Annotated in this window: 6 tRNA genes and 1 rRNA gene; all 7 read left to right on the top strand. The window is 45.9% G+C overall.

Going from position 1 to position 865, the window contains the following annotated elements:
* The first annotated feature begins 126 nt into the window (after positions 1–126).
* The 7 genes from rrf (at position 127) to SFC47_RS25790 (ending at position 822) form a co-directional block, all read left to right on the top strand.
* Positions 127–243 (top strand): 5S ribosomal RNA (rrf, locus tag SFC47_RS25820).
* Positions 244–252: 9 nt separating this feature from the next.
* A tRNA-Asn gene (locus tag SFC47_RS25815) sits at positions 253–327 on the top strand.
* 23 nt (positions 328–350) lie between these two features.
* Positions 351–423 (top strand) — tRNA-Thr (locus SFC47_RS25810).
* Positions 424–442: 19 nt separating this feature from the next.
* Positions 443–517: transfer RNA gene (locus tag SFC47_RS25805), tRNA-Glu, on the top strand.
* 31 nt (positions 518–548) lie between these two features.
* Positions 549–624 (top strand) — tRNA-Val (locus SFC47_RS25800).
* 22 nt (positions 625–646) lie between these two features.
* Positions 647–722 (top strand) — tRNA-Thr (locus SFC47_RS25795).
* Positions 723–737: 15 nt separating this feature from the next.
* Positions 738–822, top strand: a tRNA-Tyr gene (locus tag SFC47_RS25790).
* Positions 823–865 lie beyond the last annotated feature (43 nt).

Below are 865 nucleotides of genomic sequence, written 5' to 3'. Positions count from 1 at the left end.
TTGCGTTCTCGTTTTACATTACTTCTTCTGAAATTATCTAGTTTTGAGGGAATGAAATTATTTCAAAAACCTCTTGAAAAATCTCAAAAAGGCAGTATAATAAATAATGTCTTTGAGAAAAATAGGTCTGGCAATAATGGCGAGAAGGTCACACCCGTTCCCATACCGAACACGGAAGTTAAGCTTCTCAGCGCCGATGGTAGTTGGAACGAAAGTTCCTGTGAGAGTAGGACGTTGCCAGGCTTGTATTGTTCCGCAGTAGCTCAGTGGTAGAGCTATCGGCTGTTAACCGATCGGTCGTAGGTTCGAGTCCTACCTGCGGAGCCATTTTATTAAATAAAATTAGCTATGCTTCCATAGCTCAGTAGGTAGAGCACTTCCATGGTAAGGAAGAGGTCAGCGGTTCGAGCCCGCTTGGAAGCTTTCCTATTTTTAATGATATGGCCCCTTGGTCAAGTGGTTAAGACACCTCCCTTTCACGGAGGTAACACGGGTTCGAATCCCGTAGGGGTCACCACTTATTATTCAACACAGTTTGGTTTTAAAATGGAGGATTAGCTCAGCTGGGAGAGCATCTGCCTTACAAGCAGAGGGTCGGCGGTTCGATCCCGTCATCCTCCACCATAATTTTCTAAACATTCATCACGCCGGGGTAGCTCAATTGGTAGAGCAACTGACTTGTAATCAGTAGGTTGGGGGTTCAAGTCCTCTCGCCGGCACCACTTTTTTTAAAAAGTGGAGGGGTAGCGAAGTGGCTAAACGCGGCGGACTGTAAATCCGCTCCCTCCGGGTTCGGCGGTTCGAATCCGTCCCCCTCCACCACTTATATTTTTATTGAATGTTGGACAAACTAGTTAATGTCCTT

The sequence above is a fragment of the Neobacillus niacini genome, assembly GCF_046591715.1.
Lineage (GTDB): Bacteria > Bacillota > Bacilli > Bacillales > Cytobacillaceae > Neobacillus > Neobacillus niacini_L.
The sequence above is the reverse complement of the archived record's forward strand: the minus strand, read 5'-3'. Positions and strand labels throughout refer to the sequence as shown.